Origin of the sequence: Roseiarcus sp. (genome assembly GCF_049514155.1) — a bacterium.
Taxonomy (GTDB): domain Bacteria; phylum Pseudomonadota; class Alphaproteobacteria; order Rhizobiales; family Beijerinckiaceae; genus Roseiarcus.
This window is the reverse complement of sequence record NZ_JBEKVH010000184.1, coordinates 1-6,817: the sequence shown is the minus strand read 5'-3', so window position 1 is coordinate 6,817 and position 6,817 is coordinate 1. Positions and strand designations below refer to the sequence as shown.

Sequence of the window (6,817 nt, the reverse complement as noted above, 5' to 3'; positions counted from 1 at the left end):
ACGGCTCGACTCCTTCTCTCACGGTCGGCGCTTCCGAGGCAACTGCGATGCGTCCCCGGCGACCCCCTCGTGACGCACTATGTGCATGGTTTGTTCTCGTGCGCAAGTTCTTTTTTTGTTCTCACTCGGGGTATAGGGAACTCCAATTTTGAGTACACTTTTGACCACGCACACCGTGCCGGATTCGGATGTAAGGTTTCGAATATTCTGAAAAACCGCTATTCGGTGGCGCCTATCCGGTTTGGTCCGCCGAGCCGATCGACTGAAAGTCCATCGGTGCTCTCCGACGCTAAATTTGACGCTCAATCCGGGCCCGGAAATGTCGCGGACCGGCGTATCGCCGAATACTTGGGCACAACAACCTTCCTAAAAAGCGGACTCGAAAGTTTCGTTGGTGTTCTCACTCTCGATTTCCGTCGCGGCGGGGAGAGGCCACCGCGGCGGGCGGATCCGAGCCTCCGCTCGCCCCGCCCCGCCCGCGCGGCCGCGTTCGCGATCCCGGCCGGCGCTATTTGCACAGGGGCAATGCGATCCGCGAGCGAATCCGTTTTGTCAGCGACGCGGGTTAAGCTCGCGCGGCGGCGGCGGTCGGCGCGAGCCGTCCCGCGGGGCGGACGCCGCATGAGCGGCGAGGCGCGGCGGACCAAGCGACGAAACAAGCGAAAGGCCTCGACGGCAAGATGAGCGACAACGCGAACCCAGCCGACGACGTCGAGCGGATCGTCGCCTGGCAATGCATCGGCTGCGGACGAATCGAGGGGCCTCAGCCCTGCGTCGGCGTCTGCCAGGACCGCAAGGTCACGCTGGTTCCCGCCGACGCTTACGATTCCGCGCTCGCGCGCATGCGGCAGGCCGAAGCGCGGCTGGCGGCGCTCGAGAGCCTGGCGCGCCGCATGGCGCTGTCGACCCCGCGCAACGGCGAGTGGGAGAAGAGCTTTCGCGCCCTGCAGGACGAAGCGCGCCGCGCCATGCGCGAATCGCGCGCCGCGCATGTCTCGTAGCGCCGCGAAGCGGGGCGCGCCCGCTCAGGCGCTGGCGGCGGCGATCGAGTGCGCGTCGTCGAACTTGGCGACGATGCAACGGTTGCGGCCGCTGCGCTTGGCGCAATAGAGCGCGGCGTCGGCGGCGGCGATCAATCGCACCGGATCGAGATCGCGGCCGCGACCGACGACGCCGCCAATCGACAGCGTGACCACGCCGGCGGCGAGCGAGGCGCCATGCTCGAGGTGCAATTCCTCGACCGCGTTGCGCAGCCGCTCGGCGATCAGCATCGCCCCCGACAACGGCGTGTTGGGCATGACGACGGTGAATTCCTCGCCGCCGTAGCGGGCGGCGAAATCCGTCTCGCGCCACAGCGTATCGGCGATGCGGTGGGCGATGGCGCGCAGGCACTCGTCGCCCTTCTGGTGGCCCTGGCTGTCGTTGTAGAGCTTGAAATAGTCGACATCGATCATCAGCAGCGACAGCGGCAGCAGGTCGCGGCTGGCGCGGCGCGCCTCCTCGCCGAACTTCACGTCGAACGAACGGCGATTGGCGAGGCCGGTCAATCCGTCGCGCGTCGCCAGCGCCTCGAGGTCGATCTGCGCCCGCTTCTGGGCGGTGATGTCGCGCAGCGTCTCGACGACCGCGATCAGCTCGCCGTAATCATCGTAGATCGGGCCCGCGTCGATCGCCAGGTAGGCCCGCCGCCCGACCCGCGGCATCAGGCACCAGTCCTCCGCCGAGACGCCGAAATCGCTGAGGCCGTAGTTGCCGCCGCGCTCGTAAAGCGTGCGGATGTCGTTGTAGCGGCGCTCCAAAAGCAGGTCGGAGAGGCAGGGGCGCCGGTCGGCGTAGAACGCGCGCCAATGGTCGGCGGTGCCGACCACCTCTGCCGCCGGGAACCCGGTCAGCCGCTCGCAGGCCTTGTTCCAGATCAGCACCTTGGCGTCGGCGCCGATGACGAACGTCGGAACAATAAGGTGCTCCATGAGACTCACGGCGAAGCCGTGGTCCCCGAGCGGAATTGCGCGTGTGTTCGCCTGCGTGTGCTGAAGCGCCTGCATCAACCCAATCAATGCGCGAAAACAAGTTAAAGATTGCTCAAAACTGGACCGGGGAATACCCCGATCGGCGAGGATTTTCGGCCGTCCCCGGCGCCGAACCGAAGCCCAACCGGGAGAGCCTCGTAGACGTCGAAGGCGTCGGCCGCGCCAGCGGCATGGGCGACGCGGCGGTAGGAGGCCGATAACGCACCGTCGACGACTCGCCAGCGGTCCGCCTGTTCGCAGACGTAGTGGATGCGCCGGTCGGCGACGACGACGAAGCGGGGTCGCGAGGCCATGATCTCGGCGACCAGGCCGGGGCCGCGATCCTTGAAGTCGCACAGGGTGTGGCCGGGATAGAGGAAGCGGGTCGGCGGCGGCGCGTCGAGCGCGCCATAGAGCCACAGGCCGCGGTTGACGACATAGAGCCGGTCGCCCGGCGTCCAGCCTTCGGCGCGGATCGCCGCGGCGGTCTCAGCGAGCGCCGCGCCCTCGAACCGGGCCGAGAGATCGTTGCCGGGGTGAACGAGCGCGAGCGCGACCGAGACGACGGCGAATGCGGCGAGCCACGCTCTTTCCGGCGCGCGCGACAACTCCGGCGCGGCGCGGGTCAGGCCAAGGCCGGCGATCAGCAGGCCGGGGGCGAGCGTCGGCCCGAGGTAGGTGATGGCGATCGACCGCTGGACGACGACGCCCGCCGCCGCGGCGGCGAACCACAGGACGAGCGCGCCGAGCGGCGCTTCGGGCAGCGCCGCCGCCAGCGCGCGCCGGCGCAGCAGGGCGAGGCAGACGAGCGCGAACAGAACCATGTCGCTCTTCTGCAGCAGGAAGAAGCGGCCGAGGCCGTCGAGGACGCTCAAGCCCTCGCTCGCGCTCGCCGGCCTGAGCAGCGCGCCGACGACGACGTCGGCGACGAGCGCCCCCGCCCCGCCCTTCGCGGCGAAATAGGCGAGGAAGGCGAGCGGCGCGACCGCCGCTGCGACGAGAAAGGCCGCCGCGACGCGCCAGCGCCGCCCCTCGGCCTGCGAGGCCATGGTGAGAACAGCCACGAGCGCCAGCGCTTCGAAGCCGGCCGTCTGCTTGACGGCGCCCGCCGCGCCGATCAGCAGGCCGGCGACAAGCGCCCGCTCGATGAGCGGCCGGCGCGACAGCGCGGCGACGAAGGCGAAGCTCGTCAGCGCGACAAGCGGACAATAGGCGTCGTTGGCCGTGACCAACTCCGACAGCAGCGGATAGGCGAGCGCCGCGGCGACCCCGACCGCCGGCGCGCCGAAGCGCCGGCCGAGCATCAGTAGCGCGACCGCCGTCGCCGCGTCGCAGACGATCGCCAGCGCGCGCAGGGCGGCGAGCGTCGGTCCGAACGCGACCTCGGCGACGGCGAGCAGCGCGAAGAAGCCCGGCGGCTTGACGTCGTACACCGTCAGGTAAGGCGGCAGGCCGCGCGTCCACAGCCGCGCGACCTCGACGTAGAAGGCGTCGTCGAGCCCGTCCATGCGCCACAACGGCAGGCGCGCCAGCGCCGTCCAGGCGAGCGCGGCGAAGACGACGCCAACCCAGGCGAGCGCCGGCGAAACGGCGAAGCGCCGCGGCGGCAGGACCAGGTCGGGCGCAGCCGCCGGCGTAAAGGGGGAAAGGGTCATCGCGGCGACGAAGATAACGCCGCGGTGGTGAAGCGCGCGTAAAGCCGTTTCGTCCAAGCTCGGCGCCGACGCGACGAAGCGCCGCTCGCGGCGAGGCGGTTTTTCAGCGGTCGAACAAAGGACGCAGGCCCGACGGGAGTTGCATTCGCCGCCCTTTCGTGGTCGCGTCGCGCCGGATTCTATCCTCGCAAAGGACCGCCCATGTCGCCCGGATCGCTCGCCCTGGCCCTCGCCGCCACTTTTTTCGGGGCGGCGCTGTACGTCAACCTGGTCGAACAGCCGGCGCGTCTGGCGCTCGACGACGAGGCGATCCTCAACGAATGGACGCCGAGCGACCGGCGCGGCGTCGCGCTGATGGCCGGCCTGTCGCTGCTGTCGGCTGCGCTCGGCCTCGTCGCCTATTTCGCCAGCCAGGACGTGCGCTGGGCGATCGGCGCGCTGATCGTCATCCTCGCCTGGCCCTACACGTTCTTCGCCATGGCGCCGCTCAACAACCAGATCCTGACGCTGGCGCCGCGCGACATCGGCGCCGTGCGCGCCCTGGTGCGCCAATGGGGCCTGCTCGAATACGGCCAGACGGCGATCGGCCTCGCCGCCAGCCTCGTCTATCTGTGGGCGCTGTGAAGCTCGGCGCGGCGATCGACCCGGAACGGCGCGCCGCGGCGGCGCGCTGGGCCGCCCGCGCCGGACGCGACCTCGCCGCCAGCCTGCGCTTCTTCTCGATCCTGCCCCTGTCCGCCCCGGCTGAGCCGGCCGCATCGGCGTTCTCGGACTCTGCCTGGGCGGCGCCGCTCGCCGGGGCGCTGATCGGCCTTGTCGCCGCAATTGCCCTTGCCGTCGCCCTCCGCCTCGGCCTGCCGCCGACGCTCGCCGCCGTCGCTGCGGTCGCGACGCTCGCGCTGGTCTCAGGATGCTTGCATGAAGACGGGCTCGCCGATTTCGCCGACGGCCTTGCCGCCGGCCGCAGCCGCGACGAGCGGCTCGCCATCATGCGCGACAGCCGTATCGGCGCCTTCGGCGCGACGACGCTGACGCTGACGCTCATCGCCCGCGTCGGCGCGATCGCGGCGCTCGCCGGCGGCGGAGCGGCTCCTGCGGCGGCGGCGCTCGTCCTCGCCGGCGCCGCCGCGCGGCTCGGCGCGCTGGTTCCGCTGACAGCGCTGGCGCCGGCGCGCAGCGACGGGCTCGGCGCGAGCGCCGGTCGGCTCGCGCCCGCCGCCTTCCTCGCCGCGGCGGCGGCGATGGCGGCGGTTGCGCTCGTCGTCGGCGTCGGCTGGCTCGGAAACGTCCGCGCGCTGTTGGCCGCCGCGCTCGGCGTCGCCGCCGCGGGCGGGATCGCTGTCCTCGCGCAGCGCCGCCTCGGCGGCCAGACCGGCGACGTCGCCGGCGCGGCCGAGCAGGCGGCCGAGATCGCCGCCCTGGTCGGCCTTCTCATCGGCGCGGGCCCGCCCTAAATCGAGGCGCTGGCGCCGGCCGCGCCGCAAGAAGCGAAAGTCGCGTCCTCGTATGGTCTTCGCCGTTCCCCTCGCGCTCCTCGGCGCGGCGCTGGTCGTCCTCCTCGTCGTCCCGGAAGGGACGCCGCTGCTCGCGCTCGACCACGCCAGCTTCGCCCGCGCCGCGGTCGCCGTCGCGCTCGTCGTCTGGCTGGCGCTCGCCGGCGCGCGACGCGCCGGCGCGGCGGGCCTCGCGCGCGTGCTCGGCGGCGCAGCGATCTGGGCGGCGATCCTCCTCGGCCTGACCGGCGCCTACGCCTATCGTTTCGAGGCGAGCGCGTTCGCTGAGCGCCTGATGGGCGAGTTGTTCCCCGGCGAGCCGCAGATCGGCGCCGGCGGCGAGGTGATCGTCAACCGCCGCCTCGGCGGCGAATTCGTCGTGCCGGCGACCGTCGCCAACGCGCGCGTCGCGATGCTGTTCGACACCGGCGCTTCGACGGTGGTGCTGCGCGCCGAGGACGCGGCGAAGGTCGGGCTCGACGCGCGCGCGCTCAAGTTCGACGTCGACGTCGTCACCGCCAACGGCTCGGCGAACGCCGCCGAGGTCGTGCTCGACCGCGTCGCGGTCGGGCCGATCGTCGCGCGCAACGTCGCCGCGCTGGTCGCGCGCAAGGGCGCGCTCGGCCAAAGCCTGCTCGGCATGAGCTTCCTCGAACGGCTGCAAAGCTATTCGGTCGAGCGCGGAAGACTGGTGTTGAAGGGGAAGTGAGACGCGCCCCTCTCAGCGAGAAGGGTCGGCGACGAGCCTATGCGCCGCAAGGCGCGCTTGCGAAGACTGCGCAATATTCGCCGTCGACCTCTTGGAAGCAGAACTTCCGACTGTCCGAGCCTGTCAAGGACGGCCCTTCGGGCCGTCGCGAAGCGGCCTTCGGTCCTTGACAGGCTCGGACAGTCGGAAAAAGAGGCTCTCCAAGAGGTCGACGGCGCAGAGCGTCGCAAAGATTTGCCGGTCTCTTGCTCACTCTGCCGCGACGAGCGGCGCGCGTCTGACCGCGGCGACCGCTTCGCTGAGCGTCGCCAGCCCTGCGCCCGGCCGCACCGCCAGCGTCGACAACCGCTGGCGATAGGCGCGCGCGCCCGGCCGGCCGGCGAACAGGCCGAGCAGATGGCGCGTCATGTCGGCGAGCCGCACGCCCTTTTCCAGTTGGCGCGCAACATAGGGTTCGTAGGCTTCGAGCGCCGCGAAGGCGTCGGCGAACGGCGCCGGCGCGGCGAAGATCCACGGGTCGACGTTCAGCAGCAGCTCGGGATTCTGGTAGGCGGCGCGGCCGATCATCACGCCGTCGACCCGGTCGAGATGGGCGTTGGCGGCGGCGAGGCTGACGATCCCGCCGTTGATCGCGATCGGCAGATCGGGATGGGCCACTTTCAGCGCGTAGACCAGCGGATAGTCGAGCGGCGGCACGGTGCGGTTGTCCTTGGGGCTCAGGCCCTCGAGCCAGGCCTTGCGCGCGTGGACGATCACGCCCGTCGCGCCCGCCTTCGCCACGGCGTCGACCATCGCGAACAGCGCCTCGCGCGGCGCCTGCTCGTCGACGCCGATGCGGCACTTGACGGTGACGGGAACGCCAACCGCCGCCGCCATCGCCGCGACGCATTCGCCGACCAGCGCCGGCTCGCGCATCAGACAGGCGCCGAAGCGGCCGTCCTGCACCCGGTC

7 protein-coding genes are annotated in these 6,817 nt (G+C 71.2%); 4 read left to right on the top strand and 3 right to left on the bottom strand.

What is annotated here, in order from left to right:
• Nucleotides 1-680 precede the first annotated feature (680 nt).
• Nucleotides 681-1,001, top strand: coding sequence for a hypothetical protein (locus ABSF49_RS19030; RefSeq protein WP_424114216.1), 321 nt, complete (start codon nt 681-683; stop codon nt 999-1,001).
• 24 nt (nt 1,002-1,025) lie between these two features.
• Here the strand turns inward: ABSF49_RS19030 and ABSF49_RS19025 are convergent, their stop codons facing one another.
• Together ABSF49_RS19025 and ABSF49_RS19020 are read right to left on the bottom strand one after the other, a co-directional pair.
• Nucleotides 1,026-1,970, bottom strand: coding sequence for a sensor domain-containing diguanylate cyclase (locus ABSF49_RS19025; RefSeq protein WP_424114215.1), 945 nt, complete (start codon nt 1,968-1,970; stop codon nt 1,026-1,028).
• A 101-nt stretch (nt 1,971-2,071) separates the two neighbouring features.
• Nucleotides 2,072-3,721: a hypothetical protein gene (locus ABSF49_RS19020; protein WP_424114214.1), complete on the bottom strand. Its 1,650-nt coding sequence runs from the start codon at nt 3,719-3,721 to the stop codon at nt 2,072-2,074.
• Between the two features lie 144 nt (nt 3,722-3,865).
• On the opposite strand from ABSF49_RS19020, the gene ABSF49_RS19015 reads away from it, so the two are divergent.
• The 3 genes from ABSF49_RS19015 to ABSF49_RS19005 are packed head-to-tail and all read left to right on the top strand — an operon-like array spanning nt 3,866 to nt 5,866.
• Nucleotides 3,866-4,288: an anthrone oxygenase family protein gene (locus tag ABSF49_RS19015; protein ID WP_424114213.1), complete on the top strand. Its 423-nt coding sequence runs from the start codon at nt 3,866-3,868 to the stop codon at nt 4,286-4,288.
• A complete protein-coding gene (locus tag ABSF49_RS19010) occupies nt 4,285-5,118 on the top strand; it encodes an adenosylcobinamide-GDP ribazoletransferase (RefSeq protein WP_424114212.1) in 834 nt (277 codons plus the stop codon). The genes ABSF49_RS19015 and ABSF49_RS19010 overlap by 4 nt, the downstream gene beginning before the upstream one ends.
• A 52-nt stretch (nt 5,119-5,170) precedes the next feature.
• On the top strand, nt 5,171-5,866 hold the full coding sequence (locus tag ABSF49_RS19005; protein WP_424114211.1) for a retropepsin-like aspartic protease family protein: 696 nt from the start codon (nt 5,171-5,173) through the stop codon (nt 5,864-5,866).
• 249 nt (nt 5,867-6,115) lie between these two features.
• On the opposite strand, the gene dusA is transcribed toward ABSF49_RS19005, so the two are convergent.
• Nucleotides 6,116-6,817, bottom strand: a 702-nt coding sequence (gene dusA, locus ABSF49_RS19000) for a tRNA dihydrouridine(20/20a) synthase DusA (protein ID WP_424114210.1), incomplete at its 5' end; no start/stop codon positions are given.

Coding starts and splice junctions, on each gene's coding strand:
- ABSF49_RS19015 (WP_424114213.1), top strand. CDS start 3,866: ATGTCGCCCGGATCGCTCGCCCTGGCCCTCGCCGCCACTTTTTTCGGG.
- ABSF49_RS19025 (WP_424114215.1), bottom strand. CDS start 1,970: ATGGAGCACCTTATTGTTCCGACGTTCGTCATCGGCGCCGACGCCAAG.
- ABSF49_RS19005 (WP_424114211.1), top strand. CDS start 5,171: ATGGTCTTCGCCGTTCCCCTCGCGCTCCTCGGCGCGGCGCTGGTCGTC.
- ABSF49_RS19030 (WP_424114216.1), top strand. CDS start 681: ATGAGCGACAACGCGAACCCAGCCGACGACGTCGAGCGGATCGTCGCC.